This is a genomic window from Sphingobacterium sp. UBA7855, assembly GCA_002500745.1.
Taxonomy (GTDB): domain Bacteria; phylum Bacteroidota; class Bacteroidia; order Sphingobacteriales; family Sphingobacteriaceae; genus Sphingobacterium.
In genome coordinates this window covers 332221-355062 of the sequence record DLST01000010.1, presented here as the reverse complement: position 1 = coordinate 355062, position 22842 = coordinate 332221, and the positions used below count along the sequence as shown (strand labels likewise).

Here is a 22842-nt window from a genome sequence, read left to right as displayed (position 1 = left end):
CTTATAAATTATATAAATCTATTGCTATCTTAAAAGTCTGACAGTGTGCATTGACAATATCTTTAATTTCGGGAGAATAACCTCCTCCCATACTTACCTGTACAGGGATGCCATTTTTATAACACATCTGAAAGACAAGTTCGTCTCTTCGACGACAGGCGCTAATACTTAAATTTAACTTTCCCAGCTTATCTGTTTCTAAAATATCCACCCCAGCTTGGTAGAAAACAAAGTCAGGCTCAAAGTTTCTGAATATATCCGCTAAGTTATCTTCCAATACACCAAGATATTCTGCATCCGAGATATCATCAAATAAGCCTATATCCAGATGCGAGCGCTGTTTGATAAAGGGATAATTTTTCTCGCCATGCATCGAAAATGTAAATACCTGCTGATGCCCCTTAAAAATATGCGCGGTACCATTACCTTGATGTACATCCAGATCAATGATGAGAATACGACTGGCATATTGCTGCTTCAGTAGATACCCGGCTGCAGTTGCCTGATCATTCATCAAACAAAAGCCTTCCCCAAAATCATAACCAGCATGATGGGTCCCTCCGGCAATACTAAATGCTACCCCATACGCCCGTGCATAATTTGCACTTTGGATTGTTCCATCGAGAATATAGCGCTCTCTGTCAATAAGACTTTGGCTCAAAGGAAAACCTATTCTACGGACCATTTTGGAATCCAGTGTAAGCTCAAACAACTGCCTTACATATACCGGATCATGCACCAGACAGCAGGATTCAAAGCTGGCAAGTTCAGGACTGAAAAAATTAGACTCATCCGCCATCCCTTCATGTTTTAACTGTAGAGGAATGAGCTCATACTTCAACATCGGAAAACGATGCCCTTCTTTTAGGGGGTGGACAAATTCTGGACGAAAAGCTATCTTAAGCACCTTAAATCTTATATTACTCATGCGAATATAAGAAATCTAAATACATAACCCGTACCAATTTGTTTCAACAATATCGATTGGATCTTTGGAGTTATATGAGAAAAAGGGCATCTTTGAGACAGAACAACCGGTAAGCCATTGTTATTAGACCATAACAGCATACTTGTACTCGATCATAAATTTTTAGTATTGAAAATAAATGGAAACAACTAATTTGCCCCGATTGTCTGCCATGGAACAACGTGTGCTAGGCTCACTAATCGAAAAATCGAGAGTTACCCCTGAATATTACCCGATGACCATCAACAGCTTGCAAGCTGCTTGTAATCAAAAAACTTCCCGTAAGCCAGTTGTACAGTATACAGAAGAAGATATTGTTGCTACACTGGATGTATTGAAGAAAAAGGGGTTGATCGCTACTGTTATAGGTGGCGGGTCACGTGTCACGAAGTATAAACACAATTTTGCCATCCAGTTTCCACTAGTCCCTTCTGAATTATCCATTATTTGTCTATTGCTGCTTAGGGGACCAATGACCGCAGGTGAAATTAACTCAAACTCCGGAAGATTATATGAATTTGAGTCATTAAGCGAAATCAATGCGCAATTGGAAAAATTAGCCCAAGAAGGTTACATTAAATCTATACCAAAACAAATCGGACATAAGGAAGTCCGTTATATACATTTATTGGGAGAAATCAATCTTGAAGTTGATGAAACTAGCGGTTCCGTGGGCAGCGCCTCAAATGACCAGGTCTTATTAGATCGAGTAGCTCAATTGGAGGAAGAAGTGGCAGTGTTGAAACAGAAGTTTCAGGATCTTTGGGATGAATTACATTAATTACCCATGTTGCAAACAATAGATTCAAAAAAAGAATTACCGAAAGCAACCTTGTGGCTTATGACCATTGCCACTGGTTTGGTTGTCGCCAACAATTATTACAATCAGCCCTTACTAGGCTTGATTGCTAAAGATCTCCATGTTGATGAGGCTACGGTGAGCAATTCAGCTATGTTGACTCAAATCGGATATGCATGTGGTCTCTTACTGATTGTTCCTTTAGGAGATATGTTCAAACGAAAGAAAATGATCTTGATCGACTTCGTTTTTATTATCTTTTCCTTAATCGGCATGGCTATTTCTACCTCAATTTTATCGATTTTAATATTCAGCTTTTTGATAGGTTTTACTTCGGTTATTCCTCAGGTTTTTGTTCCTATGGGTGCGGAACTTGCGCAGAAAGAAAAGCAGGCTTCGGCCATAGGAATGGTCATGTCGGGTCTGCTGATCGGCATATTACTTTCGCGAGTTTTAAGCGGATTTATCGGTTCTTACTTCGGGTGGCGTGAAATGTACTGGATCGCCGCAGCGATCATGATCGTTACGGCCATAGCCATAGCCATCAGGTTACCTGAAGTGATGCCTAATTTTAAAGGTACCTATAGCGAATTGATGCGTTCGGTCTGGGACTTTGCCAAGAAACAGCCTGTACTGCAATTAGCTGCATTCCGTGGAGCCATGGGCTTTGGCGCTTTTTCTGCATTCTTTACAACACTTGTGTTCCACCTTGCAGCCCCACCTTTCTTCGATGGCCCGGCAACCGCCGGAGCATTTGGCCTCGTAGGCGCAAGCGGCGCACTAGCCGCTGCTTTCGTCAACAAACTGACCGTATACATGAGTAAAGCAAAAATTATCTTGTATGCTATTCTATTAATGTTATTGAGCTGGTTGTTATTTGCCCTCTTTGGTAATTATTATTGGGGACTGATCTTCGGCGTTATTTTGATTGATCTTGGCCTACAATCCATGCACATCCTAAATCAAAGTGATTTCTATGCGCTAAACCTTGGCGCCAATAACCGGCTCAATACGGTATATATGGTCAGCTATTTTATCGGCGGATCAACAGGCACCTTTTTTGCTGCACAGGCATGGCAACATTTTCAATGGCCAGGCGTTATTTTCGTAGGTACGTGCTATACGCTTCTGGCCTTGTTGGCTCATGTATTATTTGATTATAAATTAAGAAAAAACTGATATGAAATTCGGTCAAGTAGAACATCCTGAGGAAATCGATTTTACCCTTCCCCCAACTCCACCAGAAACATTAAACCTATTGCAGCATTTCAAAAATGAAAAGCCCTTTGAAGTCTATGTAGGTTGCGCAAAATGGAATAAACAAGATTTAAAGGGCTTTTACCCAAGAGGTACAAAAGATGAACTCGCATATTACTCCACACAGTTCAACAGCATCGAACTCAATGCTACATTCTACAATTCGCCTAGCATAGATCAGGTAGAGACTTGGAAACATAAAACACCTGCCAACTTCAAGTTCTTTCCAAAGATTCCACAATCTATTAGTCATTTCAGTCGATTGTTAAACACTGCTGATAAGGTAAAACTTTTTACAGACGCTATCGTTCATTTCGATGAAAAACTGGGCATGGCTTTCCTACAGATGCACGACAATTATAACCCAAAGGATATGGCCCGTTTAAAACTATTCCTACATGACTGGCCAAAAGAAGTCCCCCTGGCATTGGAAGTCCGAAATAAAGACTGGTTTTCCAAACCCGAAGTAACAAAAGAACTCTATGCACTGTTGGAAGAAACCAATGTAACGAATGTACTGGTCGATACTGCAGGCCGAAGAGATATGCTGCATATGCGTCTAACCACACCTACTGCTTTTATCCGTTATGTTGGTGCCAACCACTCGTCAGATTATGATCGACTGGATCAATGGATTGATGTTCTGAAACTATGGCGGGAAAACGGATTGCAAAAATTATATTTCTTTATCCATCAGAATATTGAGGTAGAATCACCATTACTGGCGACACATTTTATTAAAAAACTGAATACAACATTCAACTTGGATCTGACTCATCCAAATAAAAATATCCCCAATACTCTGTTTTAATTAAGACAAAGCACGAGCGTAAATGAGTTGAACATCAAGAAAATCGTTGAAAAATTCATTACTAAAAAAAGCCGAAGTATATGCTACTTCGGCTTTAATATTTAAAAACAAGCTTTTGCTTACTTTTTAGCGTATTTAAAGTTTTTACCGATAAAACGGGCATTACCACCCAATTCTTCTTCGATACGCAACAATTGATTGTATTTAGCCATACGGTCAGAACGGGATGCAGAACCTGTTTTGATCTGACCACAGTTTAACGCGACAGCTAAGTCTGCGATAGTAGAATCTTCAGTCTCGCCCGAACGGTGCGACATGACAGAAGTATATCCAGAATTTTGCGCTAAAGTCACTGCGTTGATCGTTTCAGTCAATGAACCGATTTGATTTACTTTCACTAAAATTGAATTTGCAGTATGGGTATCAATTCCTTGTTGAAGACGTTTTGTATTTGTAACAAAAAGATCATCACCGACTAATTGAACGTGGTCACCGATTTTATCAGTCAATGTTTTCCATCCAGCCCAATCATCTTCAGCCATACCATCTTCGATAGAAATAATAGGGTATTTAGCTGTTAATTCAGCCAAATAACTTGCTTGTTCTTCACTAGAACGAACAGCTCCTTTATCCCCTTCAAACTTGGCATAATCGTATTTACCGTCTTTGTAGAACTCAGAAGAAGCACAATCCAATGCTAAACAAATGTCTTGACCTGGCTTGTAACCAGCAATCTCAATCGCTTTGAGTACGGTTTCAATAGCATCTTCAGTACCTTCAAAAGTTGGTGCAAAACCACCTTCGTCACCTACTGCAGTTGAAAGACCTCTGTCATGTAATATTTTTTTCAACGTATGGAAAACTTCAGTACCCCAACGCAAAGCTTCAGAGAACGATGGAGCGCCAACAGGCATAATCATAAATTCCTGAAATGCGATAGGTGCGTCAGAGTGAGAACCGCCATTGATAATATTCATCATCGGGATAGGCAATGTATTTGCATTTACACCGCCAATATAACGGTATAATGGTTGGCGTGACTCTTGGGCAGCAGCCTTTGCAACCGCTAATGACACACCCAAAATTGCATTTGCACCCAAATTACCTTTATTTTCGCTACCGTCTAAATCAATCATGATTTTATCGATGGCATTTTGTTCAAAAACATCTACACCTTCTAAAGCTTTAGCAATTGTAGTATTTACATTCTCAACAGCTTTCAAAACACCTTTTCCCAAATAAGTTGACTTGTCGCCATCGCGCAATTCAACTGCTTCGTGAACACCTGTTGAAGCACCTGAAGGTACAGCTGCACGACCAACAAAACCATTTTGTGTAGTAACATCTACTTCGATTGTAGGGTTACCGCGCGAATCCAAAATTTGACGCGCATGAACATCGATAATTAAACTCATCTCTTTATTAGACTATAATTTATTTTCATTACTTAGTGTAGATAAGACACACTCTTATCTACAGACATTTTCCACAACCAAATATAACAAAAAATGTATTTATTCCCCCATTTATTCTGAATAAAATGTGCATATTTTGACTAATTGATATGGTGGCTTAAATAAAAAACCCTTCAAAATATGAAGGGTTTTTATATAATATTATACGTTTTAGTTTTTGATCATTGCTACAAAATCATCAAATAAATAACGTGAGTCATGAGGACCCGGTGATGATTCGGGGTGATATTGCACCGAGAATGCTTTTTGCCCTTTGATACGGATCCCCTCAATAGACTGATCGTTCAAATTAACATGTGTTACCTCAACGCGATCAGAGTTTTGAATGTCTTCAGCTACAACCCCAAAACCATGGTTTTGCGACGTAATTTCACAACGATTAGCAATGATATTCTTCACGGGGTGATTGATCCCACGGTGTCCATTATGCAATTTACTGGTGCGGATACCATTTGCCAATGCGAGGATCTGATGACCTAAACAAATGCCGAACATTGGTTTATTCGCGTTCAAAATAGCTTTTACTGTCTCAATAGCATAATCCATCGGAGCTGGATCACCAGGACCATTGGAAATAAAGTAACCATCCGGATTCCATTGTTCCATTTCTTCAAATGTTGTCTTCGCAGGAAATACCTTCGTAAATACATCACGAGCTTCAAAATTCCGCAAGATATTTTTCTTGATTCCCAAGTCCAAAACCGCTACACGCAACGAAGCATTTTCATTACCGAAGAAATAAGGTTCTGTTGTTGTTACTTTTGATGACAGCTCAAGTCCATCCATTGAAGGAACTTCCGCCAATTGACGCTTTAATGCCTCCACATCCAATGTTTCGGAAGAAATTATTGCATTCATTGCTCCTTTATCCCGTATATGTCTTACCAAAGAACGCGTATCCACATCAGAAATACCAACTAAATTCCCCTCTTCAAAATAGCTTTGAATAGATTCATCAGCCATTTTACGACTATAGTTGATGTTGTAATTCTTACAAACCAATCCCGCAATCTGAATGTGATTTGATTCGGTATCGTCCTCATCAATACCATAGTTGCCAATATGGGCATTGGTCGTTACCATGATTTGTCCAAAATAAGATGGATCTGTAAAAATCTCTTGATAACCGGTTGTTCCCGTATTGAAACAGATTTCCCCAGTAGTCGTACCAATTTTACCAGCGGCTTTACCGTGATAAACTGTACCATCTTCTAAAACTAAAATTGCAGGCAATTTGCTGTAGTTGGTCATTATCGATGTAATATTATAAAATGTGTATCCTTACTTTTATGAATTTTAAAGCCTTCTTGATTGGATATAAAAAAAGCCCTCAAATGGGCTAAATCAATTAACAATGCATCATCACGATTGACAAACCGTTTCCTAAGGCACCTACCAATAAAGTCTTTTCTTTAATTTTCACGGGAGACAAAGTTAAGACTTATCGCTTAAAAGTGAAAACATTTTTCATTTTTTTATTTCACCTTGATTCCAACCGCCAAAAGCGAATAAAATCTCTCAGAGTCAGCGCAATTAACACCGGCACAATCAAGTAGATCAATGGATTTTCTAACCACGCCTCTTGCCACCGCAATTGCAACAAAGCAATAAAAGCATGCGTAAGGCCACATCCCGGACAGTTATATCCACTTATCGCCTTCCACACACAGGGAATAAGAATGTGGATATCTGCGGAAAGGTGCAAGCCAATAGCAATCCCGAAATACCCGATGATCAACGCGTATATCCAATGATGTCTTAGGTATTTCAGGACTAAAATAATCATTAATTGTTTATCGGACTTTTAATGTAATTGCCGTCAGCATCCTTATATTTTCCGACAATAATCATAATCAAATCGATCAGATACCAAATACCACAGCCGCCCAAAGTGACTAACTGAATTACTGCCGTACCAATTTGTCCCAAATAAAACCGATGCGCACCAAATGGTCCCAAAAAAATACAAAACAACAGAGCCGGTAACCATCTATCGTCCTGAAACGTAGTATTTTGTTGTTGAAAGGGTTGGTTAGCATAAAATATCGGCTGTCTTACACCGCAATACGGACAAACTTCGGCCTTGATAGTAATCAATTTACCGCACTGCACGCAATACTTTTCGTCTTCTGTTTTCATTTAGATTTAGTTTGGCGACGGAATAGAAACCCTCCTCCCATCATGGATAAAATAATGGAGTTAAATTAGCAAAAAAATCTAAAAAAAAATCTTTTTTTTAACTGCCTATACAAATTATTATAAACAATAAAGGCGCTTCGTATCTTAAAGCGCCTTTACTATTTATGTTTTCGAATTCTAAGAGTTGATCGCTTTCCAGATCATATCTTTCAATGGCAATATATTCTTACCAGTCACCGAAGAAATGAAAATATAAGGAATATCTTCCGGTAGTTCCTGTTCCATCTCCTTCTCCAACTCTTCGTCGAGCATATCAGACTTGGTAATAGCCAACAATTTTGGTTTATCGGCCAATTCAGGATTATAAGCGGTCAATTCATTTAAAAGAATGGCATACTCTTCACGGATAGTCCGGTCCGTATCAGCAGGGACCATAAACAACAACACTGAGTTGCGCTCAATATGTCGTAAAAAACGATAACCCAAGCCTTTCCCCTCAGAAGCCCCCTCAATAATTCCTGGAATATCAGCCATTACAAAGGAACGATTGTCCCGATAGCTCACCATACCCAAATTAGGTACGAGCGTCGTAAATGGATAGTTTGCGATTTCTGGCTTTGCAGCAGATACGACCGAAAGCAACGTCGATTTACCAGCATTTGGGAATCCTACCAATCCCACGTCAGCAAGAACTTTCAGTTCCAGTATCATCCACTGCTCTTTACCAGGAAGGCCTGGTTGCGAAAACCGCGGTGTCTGTTGCGTAGGCGACTTAAAATGCCAGTTACCCAGACCACCTTTTCCACCCGGCACCAGTATCCTGGTTTCACCTTCCTCTGTAATATCAAATAACACCTCGCCAGTCTCCGCATCCTTTGCTATAGTACCCAGCGGAACCTCCAATATCTCATCGCGACCAGTTGCCCCCGTACGTAGAGAGCTCCCGCCAGACTCACCGTTTGACGCAATAATATGCTTACGATATTTTAAATGGAGTAACGTCCAGAGATTAGTCGTTCCTTTTAGGATAATATGACCGCCACGACCGCCGTCACCACCATCAGGCCCTCCTGTAGCCGTGTGTTTATCACGGTGCAAATGAGCCGAACCTGCCCCACCATGTCCAGAACGACAACACACTTTCACATAATCAACAAAATTCGAACCTTGCGCCATTATAATTTATTACAGTCTAAAAAGTATTTACCTTAATTAATAATTATCGATGATATCCGTTAAGCTCTTAAAGATAGTGTCGATATCACCGATACCGTTCACTTTAGAAAGCTTACCCTGAGCCTCATAATAAGGCAATACATGAATTGTCTTTGTGAAATATTCATCAATACGCTTCACCAATTTATCAGCATCATCATCCGCACGTCCAGAAATCTCTCTGCGTTTGGCAATACGATCTTTCAATTCATCCTCATTTACATCCAGTGCGATTACGACTGCAATGGAGGTGTTGATACCTTCTAAAAAAGCGTCCAAAGCCTCAGCCTGCGCAACAGTGCGGGGAAATCCATCAAAAATAAATCCTTTTGCATCCGGATTTTTCTTTACTTCCTCCTCCAGCATTGCTATTGTAATCGAATCTGGCACTAAATTCCCTTCAGCAATAATCTGGCTCACTTGCTGACCAAGTGGGGTTTGACCTTTAATATGTGCTCTAAAAATATCACCAGTAGAAACGTGCACCAATTGATATTTTTCAATAAGCTTTGCAGATTGGGTTCCCTTACCTGCACCCGGAGGGCCAAATATTACAAGGTTTAGCATAGTTTTATTTAAGAAATTAAAACGAGTTAAAAAATAAAAGCCTAATCACAGATGATGACTAGGCTTTTCAGTCGTGCGCTCCAAGGGAGTCGAACCCCTAACCTTCTGATCCGTAGTCAGATGCTCTATCCAATTGAGCTAGGAGCGCAATAAACCAATACGTTTAGAACTCTGTCCCATTTGTTTTGGTGATGCAAATATAGTCAGAATTCGTTTTTTTACAAATTTTTTTTCAAAAAGAAGTCTATCACCCCCCTTCGACTGCTTGTAAGCAGCTTCTAAAATAAAAGCCAATCAAATTGATTGGCTTCATTATGTGCACTCCAAGGGAGTCGAACCCCTAACCTTCTGATCCGTAGTCAGACGCTCTATCCAATTGAGCTAGGAATGCCTTTTTATCATACAGAATCTGTATCGTGCGCTCCAAGGGAGTCGAACCCCTAACCTTCTGATCCGTAGTCAGATGCTCTATCCAATTGAGCTAGGAGCGCTAGGCAACCAAAATAAAACAGTATTCATTTCCGTTTTGGTGATGCAAATATCGTGATATTTATCAATTTAACAAACATTTTTTCTCTTTTTTCAACTTTATACAACAACATTTCTTTTATCTCGTTGATAATATTATATTTAAAATATAAACTTTTTTTTTCAGACACGGACAAATGCTATTATTCATGAACAAAAGAGAATTAAAGCGCAGTAAAATACGCATTGGAGATATTAGTATTTCCTATTACATCAGACCGAGCATCTTAGCCCCTTCCCCCAAAACCATTATATTTATCCATGGTTTCCCATTTAATAAAAACACCTGGAAACAACAGCTTCAGAATTTGGATGAAGACTATACGGGTATAGCAATTGATGTTCGAGGACATGGCCTTAGTACCAACGGGCATGGTTTTTTCTCCATTGATGTCTTTGCCAAAGATCTGGTAGAATTTATTCGCAAACTCGACCTCAACCACGTCATCCTGTGCGGAATTTCCATGGGCGGCTACATCGCACTGCGAACCTACGAATTGATCGGGCAACAGCTCAAAGGCCTTATCCTTTGCGACACTAACTCCGTTGCTGATGACAACAAAGCCAAGCAAAAGAGATTCGATGCGATCCAGGCTTTACTCAAATATGGCCGACGGCCTTTTGCCATTGGTTTTATAGGCAATGTATTTCACGAGAAAACAATTCGGGAAAATCCCGAAGCTGTTGAACTGATCAAAAGCTGCATACGGAGAAATGAAGTTGCCAGCATCTGCGCGACACAACTCGCTCTCGCATCCCGGACAGACACAAGCCATTCACTGAAAACAATTATTATCCCGACATTGGTTATAAAAGGTAAACACGACAAGTTGATGAGCGACGAACAGACCAATATACTCATCGAAAATATACCCGATGTCCGCTATATGGAATTTGAAGAATCTGGTCACTTGCCCAATCTCGAGGAACCCGAAAAATTCAATACGGTATTAAATGATTTTCTGCGAAGCATTCCGCTAGTCTCATCCTAGGCCGGCATACAGGGAATACTCGTCAAACAATGAAAAAGCCACATCAGTGGCTTTTATTTCTTTTTTTTTAGAATTTCGTGCTAAAATGCTAGAACGAAAACTCGTCTTTGGAACGCGCTCCCGCTTCTTCAGCGTATGCATCGTCAAAGTTAGGCTCATAACGCTTCTCGATTACCTCCTGGTTAGATTTGATGTAGTTCACCACATCCGTCAAACCTTCTGCGAACTTTTCAAAATCCTCTTTGTACAAGAAAATCTTATGCTTAATAAACTGGCCATCCTCAAAGCGCTTCTTGCTTTCTGTGATAGTAATGTAGTAATCGTTCGATCGAGTTGCTTTTACATCAAAAAAATAAGTACGCTTACCTGCTCTCACCTTTTTTGAAAAAACTTCTTCACGTTCTTTGTTTTCAAAATCTCCCATTGGTTGTTATTTAAGTTTAAAGTAATCTTAATCTTTGTTAAATATATAATAATTCATTTTAATCCACCAAATAATATTAAAAAAAAACACAACAACGCGTAAAAGTGGCAGTCAACTCCTTTTTATAATAGGATGAAAAATCAAACATCCAGATTTTTTACCGACGAAATCATTACATTTACCGAAAATATAAGTTGTATTACCTAAAGCAAATATGTAGAATATATTTGTGACGCTATCTTTGAGTCATAAATAGTAAAAACATTATGGAAAAAGAACCCATCATACCAAACAGCAATAATAGCCGCAATATTGTAGGAGCGATCGTAATTATCGTAGGTATATTCTTATTACTGAATAACCTAAATCTAGGAGGTTGGTTCCCAGATTGGTTATTTGGTTGGCAAACGATATTAATTATTATTGGATTAGTCATCGGCATAAATTCCCAATTTCAGAAAAAATCGGCGATTATTCTATTGATCATCGGTGGAGCAAGCCTCATCTCGAGAATGATGCGTACAGACTTTGGATCGGTAACCGTTCCTATCATTATCATTTCTCTAGGGATTTACTTTATTATGAGCAAAAGAAAACCTCCGATGGTTCCTCCCACGTATCCCAATCCGCCACAAGGATCTTATGACTGGGACAAGCGAGTAACCGTGCCTGCCGAAGGGATGACAGACGGCAACCTCAATGACCAGGAATCAAGACCATTTAATGAACAATATGATCCAAACCGACAAGCCTCGCCTAATCAGCAGGCTTTTGGCGACAATGGAAAAGATCCTTTCCAACAATCATTTGAGGATAACCTCAATCTGAACACGATCTTTTCAGGGCAAAAGAAAGTTATTTATTCTAAAAATTTTAGAGGAGGTAATTTGACCAATGTATTTGGAAGTATAGAACTGGATTTAACAAAAGCTGACATCCAACAGCCGATTGTGATCGATACGTTTCAATTGTTTGGTAGCGCACGCATTATAATCCCCCCGCATTGGACGGTGTTCAGTAACGTTGCTTCCATCTTAGGATCTGTCGATGACCGCCGCTTCCAAACGATCTATAACCCCGACACGAATAAAAAAATCTATATTACAGGTACTTGTATTCTAGGTAATTTAACCATAAAAAATGCTTAATAAATGAAAAACAAACTGTTTCTCAGTATTAAAAGTCGTTTAATTGGCATTATATGTATATCCGTATTTGTCGGATATCTCGCGTTACAATACTTATTGATGCTTCGTTCTGGCTTTGACCAACAACTCGCATTCAAAGATTCTTTTATCAATAGTGTAGTCATGATGTTCTGTTGTTATGGCATGTCATCTGCACTAAACTTCTATACCCCACAACCAAGGGAAATATGGAAAGTACTTATTATCGGCTTAATCATGGGCGGAATAAGCATCGGATTAAGCCGATTCTTAATGAGTTATTTTATTCAATCTAACTTCACCCCTCTCCTTGATTTAACTTTACCGTATCGCGGCATTGTTAATTTTCTCATATTAACATCGGTTGCCATTATCAATATCGTTTGGAATATTCAAGAAGACAATATCAATAATATCAAACGAAAACAAGAGTCCGAAAATCTGCTTCGGGAAGCCGAATTATACAATCTCAGGCAACAATTGCAACCACACTTTCTATTTAATAGCCTCAATTCCATTATAGCTCTTATTGGTGCAAATCCCGACGAAGCCCGCAATATGACATTCCAGCTCTCGGATTTTCTGAGAGGGACGCTAAGGAAGGAAAATAACCAAATCATCACACTCGAAGAAGAACTAGACCATCTACAGCTTTATCTCGATATCGAGAAAGTACGTTTTGGACATAGACTAAATACATCCATATCCTCGTCAGAAGAAATTTTTAACAACAGACTACCCGCAATGATCATCCAACCCCTTGTAGAGAATGCGATTAAGCACGGTCTCTACAACGTGAGGGATCAGGTCGAAATAAAAATAAAATGCCAGTCAAACGAAGGTCAATTATGGATCCAAATCACCAATCCTTTCGACACTGAAGAACAATCTAAACCAAAAAAAGGCACTGGATTTGGACTCTCAAGCATTCAACGTCGATTGTATCTTCTCTATGGAAGAAATGACCTGCTGGAAACGCAAATACTAGACAATATATTTATCAGTACCCTAAAAATACCTCAATATGATTAAAGTCGTTATTATCGATGATGAACCATTGGCACGCTCGATTATTGCCGGTTACTTAAAAAACGAGACCGATGTAACTGTCGTTGCCGAATGTGGAGATGGTTTTGAAGGCGTTAAGGCTATTCATACTCATGAACCTGACTTAATTTTTCTGGATGTTCAGATGCCCAAATTAACGGGTTTTGAAATGCTTGAACTCATTGACAGTCCGCCAGCTGTTATTTTTACAACTGCTTTTGATGAATATGCTTTAAAGGCTTTTGAAAAAAATGCATTAGATTACCTATTAAAACCGGTATCACCTACGCGTTTTAAAAAAGCAATAGAAAAATTTAGGACAAACTTCTCGGCTCCAGAAAAAAAAGTACAGCCCAACTATGAGGTGCTTACAGCCCAAGACGAAACAAAAATTGACCGTATTGTTGTCAAAACAGGTACACAGATCAAGATTATTCCTATTGATACAGTCAAATATCTAGAATCTTACGATGACTATGTTAAAATTCATACCAAAGACGGTATGTACCTAAAAAATAAAACGATGGCATTTTTCGAAAAAGCGTTGGATTCAAATCAATTTGTCCGTATCCACCGTTCTTTTATCATTAAAGTCGACCAATTGGCCAAACTAGAACCTTATGAAAAGGATTCTTACATTGCAGCATTAGTGTCAGGGGAAAAGCTTAACATCAGTAAATCAGGCTATGCGCGATTAAAACAATTGATTGGAATTTAAACATTCCGTAGATTTGTGCCCATCAATAGTTATGAAACATTTTATTACACTAATATTGCTGGGCATCTCATCGTACTCTTTTGCCCAACCAGGTTCCGAAGAACAAATCAACAGAGGAGTATATAATAAGCTGGAGTTTTTTATCAATTCCCAGATGACCGACTCAGCCTACAATTTGGCCAGCGATTCATTTAAAAAACAATTTAGCCTTTCCCGATTCACGCAGGTACTCGAAAATTTATACCCATTAGGAAGAGTAAAAAGCTCAACACGAAAAGAATTTGAAAAAGGAATCGCAACTTATCAGATGGACTTCGACAGCAAATCTTACGATGTCATCTTCGCAACGGATCCTACCCTAAAATTTCATACGTTAAAGTTTACTCCTTCAACGACAACACCACAAGTCGAAAAAACGATTATGGTGCCAGCTACACAAAAATCGGTAGATAACGACGACCTATTTATTGATTCTGTTGCGCACGCTTACCTCAAACAACAAAATACACAATCCCTTTCCATTGGTATTATTAAGAATGGACAAACCAAAACTTATTTTTATGGCGAGGCGGCCAAAGGAAACCAGAGTCCACCTACAAAAACTTCCATTTATGAAATTGGTTCGTTAAGTAAAGTTTTTACCGCTATCCTTTTGTCAAATCTTGTCGAAGAAGGAACAGTTACCTTAGATCAGCCTATAAGCCTATTCCTTCCCGACTCACTCAAAAAAAATGAAGAGCTTTCGAAAATAACGTTTCAAATGTTGGCTAATCATACCTCCGGCCTACCTAGGCTTCCGGATAATTTCGGCAAAGTAGACGGTTATAACGAGAAAGATCCTTACAAAACATATGACAAAAAAGCACTTTACAACTACCTTTCAGGCTTTAAAAATACGAAAAATCCGGGTGAAGAATATGAGTACAGCAATCTTGGTTATGCTGTTCTTGGAGATATTATTTGCGGTCTTTATAAAAAAAGTTACGATCAGCTTGTAAAGGACATTATCTGTAAACCACTTGAAATGAACAATACTTTTCAAGTATTAGAATCTAAGAGAAAAGATACTTTTAAAGTATATAACAAAGAAGGCCAAGAAGCATTACCTTGGTCGTTTAATGTATTTGCCCCAGCTGGTGGGCTAAAATCCACCCTCGAAGATCTACTTAAATTTGCCAACGCGCAATTCAAGATGCCGCAGAATCCATTGGAAAATGCTATGGCAAATACCAGATTATTTACATTTTTTTTACCACCCGATACAGACCTCGGCTTGGCATGGCATATGAGTTTGATTGACAACCTTACAGTCTTCTGGCACAACGGCGGAACGGGCGGAAGTAGTTCCTATCTCGCCTTATCACCAGATAAAAAAAGTGGAGTGGTCATGCTGTCAAATTCAGCTTTCTCTACCGATGATCAAGGTAAAGCTATTTTAAATTATCTCCTCCATCAGAATTAAAGATTAAAACATCACGAATAAAAAGCCATATTGAAACAACAATATGGCTTTTTTTGTTGTCATAGTGTCAATAAGTTTTTATGATAATAAAAAAGCATTTATATATATGAAGATATTCATCACAAAAAAAATTCCACAAAAAGGCATAGATCTATTACAATCCGCAGGCCACGAGATTACAATTCACGAATCCGCCAGCCCACTGTCCGAAAATGAGCTCATCGAAGCCAGCCAACAATGCAATTATGTTCTTAACGGTGGGATGCAAAAGTTTGATGCCCATTTTTTCGAAAACTGCCCCAACCTGAAAGCCCTATCACTCATGAGCGTCGGCTATGATAATGTGGATATTTCAGCCGCCACACAGCACGGAATCCCTGTAAGTAACACCCCGGGTATACTCTCTGGGGCAACAGCAGACGTCGCTTTTCTTTTAATGCTAGCGGTATCAAGAAAAGCATTTTTCAACCATAAAAGAATATTGCAGGGTAAATGGGAAGGGTTCGATCCTACTGAAAACCTAGGCATCGAACTCAACAATAAAACACTGGGCATCTTTGGACTGGGACGTATTGGCTTTGAACTAGCCCGAAAAGCCAGAGCAGCGTATAACATGGAAATTATCTACTATAATCGAAGTAGAAATGAAGAAGCAGAACGGGTTTTGGGTGCTAAATATGTACATTTCGATGAATTGCTAACGCGTAGCGACGTACTTTCCATACATGCTGCCTTGACAGCGGAAACTAAAAGCCGTTTTGACAAAAATGCATTTGCGCGCATGAAAAACTCCGCTATATTGGTCAATACAGCAAGAGGTGGATTGGTCAATGAATTCGATCTGACAGCGGCACTGAAGGCTGGCGAATTATGGGGCGCAGGACTTGACGTGACAGACCCTGAACCGATGACACCAGATAACCCGCTCTTAGGAATGGACAATGTATGCATTCTTCCTCACATCGGGTCGGCCACCGTAGAAACCAGGGATAATATGGCTTTAATGGCTGCTAACAATTTATTGACAGCAATCAGAGGTGAAAAAATGCCACAAATCATCAATGGAGAAGTTTATCAATAAATAATTACACCAATGAAAAGAAGATTTTATCAGCTGTTGAACAGCGTAAATAAGGCCATCTTACCTCGATACAGTCAGATGGATCCGCTAAAATTAAAAAAGTACCAGCAGGCGATTATTGCCTACAGGTACTTTGTCCTTATCCACGCACTGGGAGACGAACAGGATTAGACTTTTAAACTCCCTGTTCCACTTGGGTTGGAAACAGTATTCCACAATTTCGTGATAAAGGCTATTGCCAAATCCTTTTCCAATTACTTTTTCTTCCGAGCAAATTATGTTTCATCTGATGGTTGGAACATTTTTTGAAAAATTTAGCGAAACAAAAACAACTTGCGTATTCAAACAGGCGTCGAACTACGACATCATCACTTACCAACCAAAACAACACGATCGTTGAAAAACACCATAAAACAACAAATAAACACCACTTAAAAAAGAATATTTAACTTAATTTTGTAATATGATTACAAAAAACGCCATACCTATCCTTGATAGTTGTAGTATTGATCTTAACAACAACACAACACTTCATATTGATGATCTTAAAGCGTATATCATCAAACATCAAGATATGGTGTTTCCACACAAACATAATTTTTTTCATTTTGTTCTCTTCACTCAAGGTTCGGGCGAACATATCATCGATTTCAATCAGTATAAGATTGAGCCTTATCAGATCTACTTTATGGTTCCTGGCCAGGTCCATACCTGGAATTTTGTGGGAGATGAAGCCGGCTATGTTGTCAATTTCTCTATCGATTATTTTCAATCCTTTCTCCTACGTACAGATTACCTCGAACGCTTTAGTTTTTTACAAGGCAAAATTGAACATCTAATATTTATTTTGACAGAACAATATCGAAATCAAGCAACAGCAATTTTGGATCAAATCATATTTGCGAAAACGGAGCAACTATCGGAAGACTACATCCGTACACTTTTGTTGCAGTTTATATTATATATATCCATTGGTACAGAAAAGGAGCACCTTGAAAAAGGCAACCCTTACAATCATAAAATATTCAATAGCTTTCAGCAATTAGTAGAGCAACAGTTTAAAACCACAAAACTGCCCAGTATTTATGCAGATCAGTTATTTATCACACCAAATCATCTCAATGCTATCTGTAAATCCTATATTGGACAATCTGCTGGAGAAATAATACGGAACCGTATCGTTCTTGAAGCGAAACGACTTCTGGTCAATCGAAATTTAAATATTACCGAAATTGCAGATGAACTGCAATTCAAGGACAACTCTTATTTCACTAAATTTTTTAAAAAATCCGCTGGGCTCACACCTGAAGAGTTCAGAAAACAATTATAACTATGGAAAAAGTTAAATACGAATTATCTGAATTTAAAGCTGCATGGCAAGCAAAATGTCCAAGATGCAGAATAGGCCATGTGTATCAAGGACCTGCCTACGGTCTGAAAGTGCAAAAAATGAACAGCCATTGTGAATACTGCGGTCTGCGCTATGAGCGTGAACCAGGCTATTTCTATGGTGCAATGTACGTAACCTATGCTTTCGCAATCGCTGAAATGGTTACCGCTTGTATGGCAACTTATATTTTGACCGGCAACGATTCTTCATTTATACTGTATGCCACAGTTGCTATCATGAGCGTTGTGTTAATGTCTCCGTTTAACTACCGCTATTCCCGTATCATACTGATGTATTGGTTAACCCCGGGCTTAAGGTATGACCCGAATGTCAAAAAAAAGGAAGTTGACGTTAAGGCTTCAGCTTAACTTTCATTATTCATATCTTTAACCGAATGAAGGATATAATATATTTAGACAATAATGCCACCACGCGTATTTTGGACGAAGTATGGAATGAAATGACACCCTACTTCATCCAAAACTATGCAAATGCATCAAGTGTCTATCACCAAATGGGCCGTGAAGCCAATTCTGCGGTACAGCAAGCCCGCAGCGATATTGCAGCTGCGCTTAACTGTGCTCCGAAAGAAATATTCTTCAATTCTGGCGCGACGGAGAGTATCAATACCGTCATTAAAGGTATATTCGAAAAATATCAATCGAAAGGAAAGCACATTATCACCGTCGCAACGGAACATAAAGCCGTATTAAGTTGCTGTGAGCAATTGGCTAAAAAAGGAGCACATGTTACCTATCTCCCAGTCGACATCCAGGGGATGATTGCCCTGGATGATCTGAGAAATGCGATAACCGAGCAAACAATATTGGTCTGTATTATGGCGGCCAACAACGAAACAGGTATATTGGCTCCGATAACAGATATTGCCAAAATCTGCACCGAAAAAAATGTTTTATTTTTTTGTGATGCAACACAGGCCATTGGAAAAGTCAATATTGATTTACAGCAGCTGAATATTGATGTACTCTGCTTAAGTGCCCACAAAGTCCATGGACCAAAAGGAGTCGGCGCACTCTACATTCGGAGAAAATCTAAACCCATTCAAATTAGCCAGCTCATCACAGGTGGAGGCCAGGAAAATGAATTTAGAGGCGGTACATACAACGTCCCTGCAATCGTAGGACTTGGAAAGGCAATCTCAATCATTCATCCCGCATTATATAGCACAGTAGGAAGGAACCGTGACCTTTTAGAAAAGTTGTTAAGCGATATTCCCGAAATCATCATTCATGGAGGAAATGTACCGCGTCTACCAAATACAAGTTACATCAGTTTCCGACATATCCTAGCCGGCGAAATAATGAATACCTGCCCAAAACTGGCACTTTCCTCTGGTTCCGCTTGCGTGACTGGATCCAGAGAGCCTTCCCATGTGTTAATGGCGATGGGACAGTCTAAAGAAAATGCATTATCTGCTATTCGATTTAGCTTAAGCCTATTGACCACGGAAGAGGAGATTTTCCATTGCGCGGAAATGATCAAGGAAGCCGTCAAAAAAATACGTGATCATTCACCTATATGGCAAATGTACAAAGATAGGCTGATCAAATAATTTATGACATTCTAAAAACTTTAATACAGCAGAAATATAGCAAGATTGTACGTATCTTTGCTTTATACAAAGGATAATACTATGATTACAGTTACTGACAAGGCAAAAACTCGTATCGAGGAAATCATGAAGGATGAGCAATATGACAGCAATTACTTTGTGCGCGTTGCTGTAGAAAGTGGGGGGTGCTCGGGTTTAAGCTATAAGCTTAACTTCGACAATGAAGAAAAAAAAGGTGATCAATTTTTTGAAGATAAAGGAGTGAGAGTCTGTTTAGATATTAAATCATTTTTATATTTAGCTGGTACAGAGCTGGATTATTCAGACGGTCTGGATGGAAAGGGATTTGAATTTCACAATCCCAATGCAAGTCGCACTTGCGCTTGCGGCGAAAGCTTCTCCGTATAACTTATACCGCTAATGCAGTCTATACAAAAGGGCCTTGAATTTACTTCAAGGCTCTTTTGGTAAGTAACCCAACACTTTTTGGCGATTCAAAAGATTATTAGTTTTGTAATTAAATATTAACCTATCTCCATTTTGTTAGATTTTTTTTATTTTTTCAAGTTTTTAATAGATAAATATTAAAAAAGACAATTAAACACATTAACCAATGATATTTTCATACTTTTGTAGGAAATAACTGAATAAAAAAAATAAAAACTATGCGTACCAGTCCGCGCATGGTATTTCATTTAACACATATGGAGGGAAGAAAACTTATACATACCGAAGTTGCTATCAGCTTCGTTAAAGATACATTTGTTCAACAATTAAAAAAAGCCTTAAATTTAATTCCAATCTCTTCACCACTGGTGGTTTTGGACGGGACCGGGTTAAACGATGACCTGAATGGAATAGAGCGTCCGGTATCATTTCCAATAAAATCATTGAATGAAAAAAGAGCTGTCGTCGTACATTCCCTTGCAAAATGGAAAAGAGTACGTTTAAAAGAGCTCGAGATGTTATCTGGCGAAGGCATCGTTACAGATATGAAAGCACTGCGTCCTGATGAAGATTACACGCCTATTCACTCCATCTATGTAGACCAATGGGACTGGGAAAAGGTAATCGATAAAAATCAACGCAATTTGGCTTCGTTAAAGGAAACAGTACTAAAAATTTATGAAGCTTTGCGGTTTACCGAATTAGAGGTTGAAAACAAGTATCCACATATAAAAGCTATTCTTCCAGAAACCATTACTTTTATTTCATCTGAAGACTTGCTGCAAAAATATCCCAACCTAACCGCAAAAGAACGTGAAAATGCCATTACAAAAGAACACGGTGCCGTATTCTTACACGGAATTGGAGGTGCCCTCAGCAATGGCGTAGCTCACGATGGCCGCGCAGCGGATTACGACGACTGGAGTACAGCTAATGAAGCCGGTCACAAAGGACTGAACGGAGATATTCTTGTATGGAACCCAATTTTAAATTCAGCTTTTGAACTCTCATCTATGGGAATTCGCGTTGATAAAATGGCTCTAGCACATCAAATGGAAATCAGGAACTGCACAGAAAAATCAAAACTGACTTTTCACAGCATGCTGCTTAATGATGAATTGCCTGAATCCATGGGCGGAGGTATCGGACAATCCCGCGTCTGTATGTTTATGCTAAAGAAACAGCATATAGGCGAAGTCCAAGTCAGTATATGGGAAGAGGGCAAAAAAGAGTCTTTAAGAAGAGAAGGTATTGATATCTTATAAAACGATACCTATTAAGAATCGACGTGTCACTATCCACATTCCACTTATCCTACAAATAAGCACCCGGTAATTATCTTTTGTAGATCCGTAACCTGGTGTTTATTGTATCGATTAGCTTGGGCCTGGATATTCATCCTATATCTTCTCTGCAGACTGCTAGTATTTCGTATTTTTGTTGAATGCAGTTAAAAGCTATTTTAGACAAATTACATATTTCATCGTTGAATGAAATGCAAGAAAGGGTACTGGAATCGTATCAGAAGGACCAGGATTTCCTATTACTTTCGCCCACAGGGTCTGGCAAAACTTTAGCCTTTTCATTACTCGTTTTGCAACAATTGAAGATGGAGGTCCGAAAAGTTCAAGTATTAATAGTAGTGCCTACCCGTGAACTTGCTTTACAGATTGAACAAGTGCTGCGCAAGGTAGCGACAGGCCACAAAATCACCTGCGCATATGGTGGACATAGTACACGGATCGAAAAAAATGCCTTCAAGGATGCACCTGGAATTATCATTGGAACACCAGGACGTATAAAACAGCATATTGAAGAGCAAAATTTTGATCCCTCCAACATCCACACTCTTGTGCTTGACGAGTTTGATAAATCATTGGAACTCGGATTCCAGCATCAAATGGATTTTATTATTCAACATATCCCTACGATTAAGTCAAGAATATTAACTTCCGCAACGATGATGGATACGCTCCCACCGTTCACACAAATAAAGCAGCCTATTCTTGTTGACTTTCTTCATAACGCGAAACATAACCCGCAGATTACGATTAAAAAAGTAGTTGCTCCCGTTCAGAAGAAATTAGAGGCACTACTTAAGCTCATCTGCAAGATTGGCACAAAAAAAATGATTATCTTCTGCAATCACCGCGATGCAGTAGATCACATTAGTGAACTTCTGGACAATCGCAATATTATCCACGATACCTTTCATGGCGGACTTGAACAGCAGGATCGCGAGCTGGCACTTCTCAAATTCCGAAACCATTCTAATCATGTACTGATCACAACAGACCTTGCTGCAAGGGGATTAGATATTCCAGAAGTTGATGCCATTATACATTACCAGTTGCCGCACAAAGAAGACGACTTTATTCACCGCAATGGACGTACAGCCCGTATGCAAGCGCAAGGTGATGTCTATGTAATCCTCAAACCAGAAGAAATATACCCTTACATTCCAATAGAAATACCTGAGGAAGAATTTCCGGAATTCTATGACCTCCCTCAAAACTCACCATTTGCAACACTTTATATTAGTGCCGGGCGAAAGGATAAGATCAACAAAATTGATATTGTCGGATTTTTGCTCAATTTAGAAGGGATTGAGAAGGATGACATTGGTATTATAGAAGTAAAAGACAAATCGGCCTACGTCGCTGTTAGAAGAAAATTTGCTTCTATTATTATTAATAAAGCCAATGGTCAAAAAATTAAGGGGCGTAAAGTGAAAATTGGACGCACCTAATGACGCATACATAGTCTATTAGAAATCCAAGTATG

The 22842-nt window shown here is 39.1% G+C and carries 25 protein-coding genes and 3 tRNA genes; 17 read left to right on the top strand and 11 right to left on the bottom strand.

Annotated features, from left to right (window positions below):
* Position 1: 1 nt before the first annotated feature.
* Positions 2 to 928 carry a histone deacetylase family protein gene (locus B2107_RS07675; RefSeq protein WP_293954674.1) on the bottom strand — a complete coding sequence of 309 codons (927 nt, stop codon included), beginning with the start codon at positions 926 to 928 and terminating at the stop codon, positions 2 to 4.
* Between the two features lie 178 nt (positions 929 to 1106).
* Here B2107_RS07675 and B2107_RS07670 point away from each other — a divergent pair, with 178 nt between their 5' ends.
* The 3 genes from B2107_RS07670 to B2107_RS07660 are packed head-to-tail and all read left to right on the top strand — an operon-like array spanning position 1107 to position 3834.
* Positions 1107 to 1748, top strand: coding sequence for a YceH family protein (locus tag B2107_RS07670; RefSeq protein WP_293954672.1), 642 nt, complete (start codon positions 1107 to 1109; stop codon positions 1746 to 1748).
* A 6-nt stretch (positions 1749 to 1754) separates the two neighbouring features.
* Positions 1755 to 2945 (top strand): MFS transporter, encoded by a 1191-nt coding sequence (locus B2107_RS07665; RefSeq protein WP_293954670.1) that lies wholly within the window; start codon positions 1755 to 1757, stop codon positions 2943 to 2945.
* Between the two features lies 1 nt (position 2946).
* Positions 2947 to 3834: a DUF72 domain-containing protein gene (locus B2107_RS07660; protein ID WP_293954668.1), complete on the top strand. Its 888-nt coding sequence runs from the start codon at positions 2947 to 2949 to the stop codon at positions 3832 to 3834.
* Between the two features lie 119 nt (positions 3835 to 3953).
* Here the strand turns inward: B2107_RS07660 and eno are convergent, their stop codons facing one another.
* The 3 genes from eno to B2107_RS21890 all read right to left on the bottom strand — a co-directional run bounded on the left by eno (position 3954) and on the right by B2107_RS21890 (position 6975).
* Positions 3954 to 5249 carry a phosphopyruvate hydratase gene (eno, locus tag B2107_RS07655; RefSeq protein ID WP_293954666.1) on the bottom strand — a complete coding sequence of 432 codons (1296 nt, stop codon included), beginning with the start codon at positions 5247 to 5249 and terminating at the stop codon, positions 3954 to 3956.
* A 210-nt stretch (positions 5250 to 5459) separates the two neighbouring features.
* Positions 5460 to 6560 (bottom strand): glutamine-hydrolyzing carbamoyl-phosphate synthase small subunit, encoded by a 1101-nt coding sequence (gene carA / locus B2107_RS07650; protein WP_293954664.1) that lies wholly within the window; start codon positions 6558 to 6560, stop codon positions 5460 to 5462.
* A 229-nt stretch (positions 6561 to 6789) separates the two neighbouring features.
* Positions 6790 to 6975, bottom strand: coding sequence for a DUF2752 domain-containing protein (locus B2107_RS21890; protein WP_366770006.1), 186 nt, complete (start codon positions 6973 to 6975; stop codon positions 6790 to 6792).
* On the opposite strand from B2107_RS21890, the gene B2107_RS07645 reads away from it, so the two are divergent.
* Positions 6925 to 7071, top strand: coding sequence for a hypothetical protein (locus B2107_RS07645; RefSeq protein WP_293954662.1), 147 nt, complete (start codon positions 6925 to 6927; stop codon positions 7069 to 7071). The two genes, B2107_RS21890 and B2107_RS07645, sit on opposite strands and share 51 nt — an antisense overlap.
* 23 nt (positions 7072 to 7094) lie before the next feature.
* Here B2107_RS07645 and B2107_RS07640 read toward each other — a convergent pair whose 3' ends face one another.
* The 6 genes from B2107_RS07640 to B2107_RS07615 all read right to left on the bottom strand — a co-directional run bounded on the left by B2107_RS07640 (position 7095) and on the right by B2107_RS07615 (position 9721).
* Positions 7095 to 7448 carry a TM2 domain-containing protein gene (locus B2107_RS07640; RefSeq protein ID WP_293954660.1) on the bottom strand — a complete coding sequence of 118 codons (354 nt, stop codon included), beginning with the start codon at positions 7446 to 7448 and terminating at the stop codon, positions 7095 to 7097.
* 177 nt (positions 7449 to 7625) lie between these two features.
* Positions 7626 to 8624 carry a GTPase ObgE gene (gene obgE / locus B2107_RS07635; RefSeq protein ID WP_209574762.1) on the bottom strand — a complete coding sequence of 333 codons (999 nt, stop codon included), beginning with the start codon at positions 8622 to 8624 and terminating at the stop codon, positions 7626 to 7628.
* A gap of 36 nt (positions 8625 to 8660) precedes the next feature.
* On the bottom strand, positions 8661 to 9230 hold the full coding sequence (locus B2107_RS07630) for an adenylate kinase (protein ID WP_293954658.1): 570 nt from the start codon (positions 9228 to 9230) through the stop codon (positions 8661 to 8663).
* A gap of 74 nt (positions 9231 to 9304) precedes the next feature.
* Positions 9305 to 9378 (bottom strand) — tRNA-Arg (locus B2107_RS07625).
* Between the two features lie 169 nt (positions 9379 to 9547).
* Positions 9548 to 9621 (bottom strand) — tRNA-Arg (locus B2107_RS07620).
* Positions 9622 to 9647: 26 nt separating this feature from the next.
* Positions 9648 to 9721: transfer RNA gene (locus B2107_RS07615), tRNA-Arg, on the bottom strand.
* Between the two features lie 186 nt (positions 9722 to 9907).
* Here B2107_RS07615 and B2107_RS07610 point away from each other — a divergent pair.
* Complete coding sequence (locus B2107_RS07610; protein ID WP_293954656.1) at positions 9908 to 10750, top strand: alpha/beta fold hydrolase; 843 nt, start codon at positions 9908 to 9910, stop codon at positions 10748 to 10750.
* Between the two features lie 88 nt (positions 10751 to 10838).
* On the opposite strand, the gene B2107_RS07605 is transcribed toward B2107_RS07610, so the two are convergent.
* Positions 10839 to 11174: a DUF3276 family protein gene (locus B2107_RS07605; protein WP_293954654.1), complete on the bottom strand. Its 336-nt coding sequence runs from the start codon at positions 11172 to 11174 to the stop codon at positions 10839 to 10841.
* Between the two features lie 266 nt (positions 11175 to 11440).
* Here B2107_RS07605 and B2107_RS07600 point away from each other — a divergent pair, with 266 nt between their 5' ends.
* From B2107_RS07600 to B2107_RS07545, 12 genes are all read left to right on the top strand, one after another.
* The gene (locus tag B2107_RS07600; RefSeq protein WP_293954652.1) at positions 11441 to 12322 is read left to right on the top strand and encodes a LiaF transmembrane domain-containing protein; all 882 of its coding nucleotides are present in this window, start codon (positions 11441 to 11443) and stop codon (positions 12320 to 12322) included.
* 3 nt (positions 12323 to 12325) lie between these two features.
* Positions 12326 to 13372 (top strand): sensor histidine kinase, encoded by a 1047-nt coding sequence (locus B2107_RS07595; RefSeq protein WP_293954651.1) that lies wholly within the window; start codon positions 12326 to 12328, stop codon positions 13370 to 13372.
* Complete coding sequence (locus B2107_RS07590; protein ID WP_293954649.1) at positions 13365 to 14105, top strand: LytR/AlgR family response regulator transcription factor; 741 nt, start codon at positions 13365 to 13367, stop codon at positions 14103 to 14105. The genes B2107_RS07595 and B2107_RS07590 overlap by 8 nt, the downstream gene beginning before the upstream one ends.
* Positions 14106 to 14136: 31 nt before the next feature.
* Entirely contained in the window at positions 14137 to 15567 is a 1431-nt protein-coding gene (locus B2107_RS07585) for a serine hydrolase domain-containing protein (protein ID WP_293954647.1), read from the top strand.
* Between the two features lie 106 nt (positions 15568 to 15673).
* Entirely contained in the window at positions 15674 to 16648 is a 975-nt protein-coding gene (locus B2107_RS07580; RefSeq protein WP_293954645.1) for a 2-hydroxyacid dehydrogenase, read from the top strand.
* Positions 16649 to 16660: 12 nt separating this feature from the next.
* A complete protein-coding gene (locus tag B2107_RS07575; protein WP_293954643.1) occupies positions 16661 to 16819 on the top strand; it encodes a hypothetical protein in 159 nt (52 codons plus the stop codon).
* A gap of 292 nt (positions 16820 to 17111) precedes the next feature.
* Complete coding sequence (locus tag B2107_RS07570) at positions 17112 to 17978, top strand: AraC family transcriptional regulator (protein ID WP_293954641.1); 867 nt, start codon at positions 17112 to 17114, stop codon at positions 17976 to 17978.
* 2 nt (positions 17979 to 17980) lie between these two features.
* Positions 17981 to 18406: a DUF983 domain-containing protein gene (locus tag B2107_RS07565; RefSeq protein ID WP_293954640.1), complete on the top strand. Its 426-nt coding sequence runs from the start codon at positions 17981 to 17983 to the stop codon at positions 18404 to 18406.
* Positions 18407 to 18432: 26 nt separating this feature from the next.
* Positions 18433 to 19611, top strand: coding sequence for a cysteine desulfurase family protein (locus tag B2107_RS07560; protein WP_293954638.1), 1179 nt, complete (start codon positions 18433 to 18435; stop codon positions 19609 to 19611).
* 81 nt (positions 19612 to 19692) lie between these two features.
* Positions 19693 to 20019, top strand: a complete 327-nt coding sequence (locus B2107_RS07555; RefSeq protein ID WP_293954636.1) for a HesB/IscA family protein — start codon at positions 19693 to 19695, stop codon at positions 20017 to 20019.
* 257 nt (positions 20020 to 20276) lie between these two features.
* Positions 20277 to 21323, top strand: a complete 1047-nt coding sequence (gene asnA, locus B2107_RS07550) for an aspartate--ammonia ligase (RefSeq protein ID WP_293954634.1) — start codon at positions 20277 to 20279, stop codon at positions 21321 to 21323.
* Between the two features lie 179 nt (positions 21324 to 21502).
* Entirely contained in the window at positions 21503 to 22807 is a 1305-nt protein-coding gene (locus tag B2107_RS07545; protein WP_293954632.1) for a DEAD/DEAH box helicase, read from the top strand.
* Positions 22808 to 22842 lie beyond the last annotated feature (35 nt).

Bases quoted from the DNA above. Each gene is read 5' to 3' on its own strand.
- B2107_RS07640 (WP_293954660.1), bottom strand. From the start codon at position 7,448: ATGAAAACAGAAGACGAAAAGTATTGCGTGCAGTGCGGTAAATTGATT.
- B2107_RS07580 (WP_293954645.1), top strand. From the start codon at position 15,674: ATGAAGATATTCATCACAAAAAAAATTCCACAAAAAGGCATAGATCTA.
- B2107_RS07665 (WP_293954670.1), top strand. From the start codon at position 1,755: ATGTTGCAAACAATAGATTCAAAAAAAGAATTACCGAAAGCAACCTTG.
- obgE (WP_209574762.1), bottom strand. From the start codon at position 8,624: ATGGCGCAAGGTTCGAATTTTGTTGATTATGTGAAAGTGTGTTGTCGT.
- B2107_RS07660 (WP_293954668.1), top strand. From the start codon at position 2,947: ATGAAATTCGGTCAAGTAGAACATCCTGAGGAAATCGATTTTACCCTT.
- asnA (WP_293954634.1), top strand. From the start codon at position 20,277: ATGCGTACCAGTCCGCGCATGGTATTTCATTTAACACATATGGAGGGA.
- B2107_RS07560 (WP_293954638.1), top strand. From the start codon at position 18,433: ATGAAGGATATAATATATTTAGACAATAATGCCACCACGCGTATTTTG.
- B2107_RS07570 (WP_293954641.1), top strand. From the start codon at position 17,112: ATGATTACAAAAAACGCCATACCTATCCTTGATAGTTGTAGTATTGAT.
- B2107_RS07645 (WP_293954662.1), top strand. From the start codon at position 6,925: ATGCGTAAGGCCACATCCCGGACAGTTATATCCACTTATCGCCTTCCA.
- B2107_RS07630 (WP_293954658.1), bottom strand. From the start codon at position 9,230: ATGCTAAACCTTGTAATATTTGGCCCTCCGGGTGCAGGTAAGGGAACC.
- B2107_RS07600 (WP_293954652.1), top strand. From the start codon at position 11,441: ATGGAAAAAGAACCCATCATACCAAACAGCAATAATAGCCGCAATATT.
- carA (WP_293954664.1), bottom strand. From the start codon at position 6,560: ATGACCAACTACAGCAAATTGCCTGCAATTTTAGTTTTAGAAGATGGT.
- B2107_RS07610 (WP_293954656.1), top strand. From the start codon at position 9,908: ATGAACAAAAGAGAATTAAAGCGCAGTAAAATACGCATTGGAGATATT.
- B2107_RS07545 (WP_293954632.1), top strand. From the start codon at position 21,503: ATGCAGTTAAAAGCTATTTTAGACAAATTACATATTTCATCGTTGAAT.
- B2107_RS07565 (WP_293954640.1), top strand. From the start codon at position 17,981: ATGGAAAAAGTTAAATACGAATTATCTGAATTTAAAGCTGCATGGCAA.
- B2107_RS07590 (WP_293954649.1), top strand. From the start codon at position 13,365: ATGATTAAAGTCGTTATTATCGATGATGAACCATTGGCACGCTCGATT.
- B2107_RS07575 (WP_293954643.1), top strand. From the start codon at position 16,661: ATGAAAAGAAGATTTTATCAGCTGTTGAACAGCGTAAATAAGGCCATC.
- B2107_RS07675 (WP_293954674.1), bottom strand. From the start codon at position 928: ATGAGTAATATAAGATTTAAGGTGCTTAAGATAGCTTTTCGTCCAGAA.
- B2107_RS07555 (WP_293954636.1), top strand. From the start codon at position 19,693: ATGATTACAGTTACTGACAAGGCAAAAACTCGTATCGAGGAAATCATG.
- B2107_RS07595 (WP_293954651.1), top strand. From the start codon at position 12,326: ATGAAAAACAAACTGTTTCTCAGTATTAAAAGTCGTTTAATTGGCATT.
- B2107_RS07585 (WP_293954647.1), top strand. From the start codon at position 14,137: ATGAAACATTTTATTACACTAATATTGCTGGGCATCTCATCGTACTCT.
- B2107_RS07605 (WP_293954654.1), bottom strand. From the start codon at position 11,174: ATGGGAGATTTTGAAAACAAAGAACGTGAAGAAGTTTTTTCAAAAAAG.
- B2107_RS07670 (WP_293954672.1), top strand. From the start codon at position 1,107: ATGGAAACAACTAATTTGCCCCGATTGTCTGCCATGGAACAACGTGTG.
- eno (WP_293954666.1), bottom strand. From the start codon at position 5,249: ATGAGTTTAATTATCGATGTTCATGCGCGTCAAATTTTGGATTCGCGC.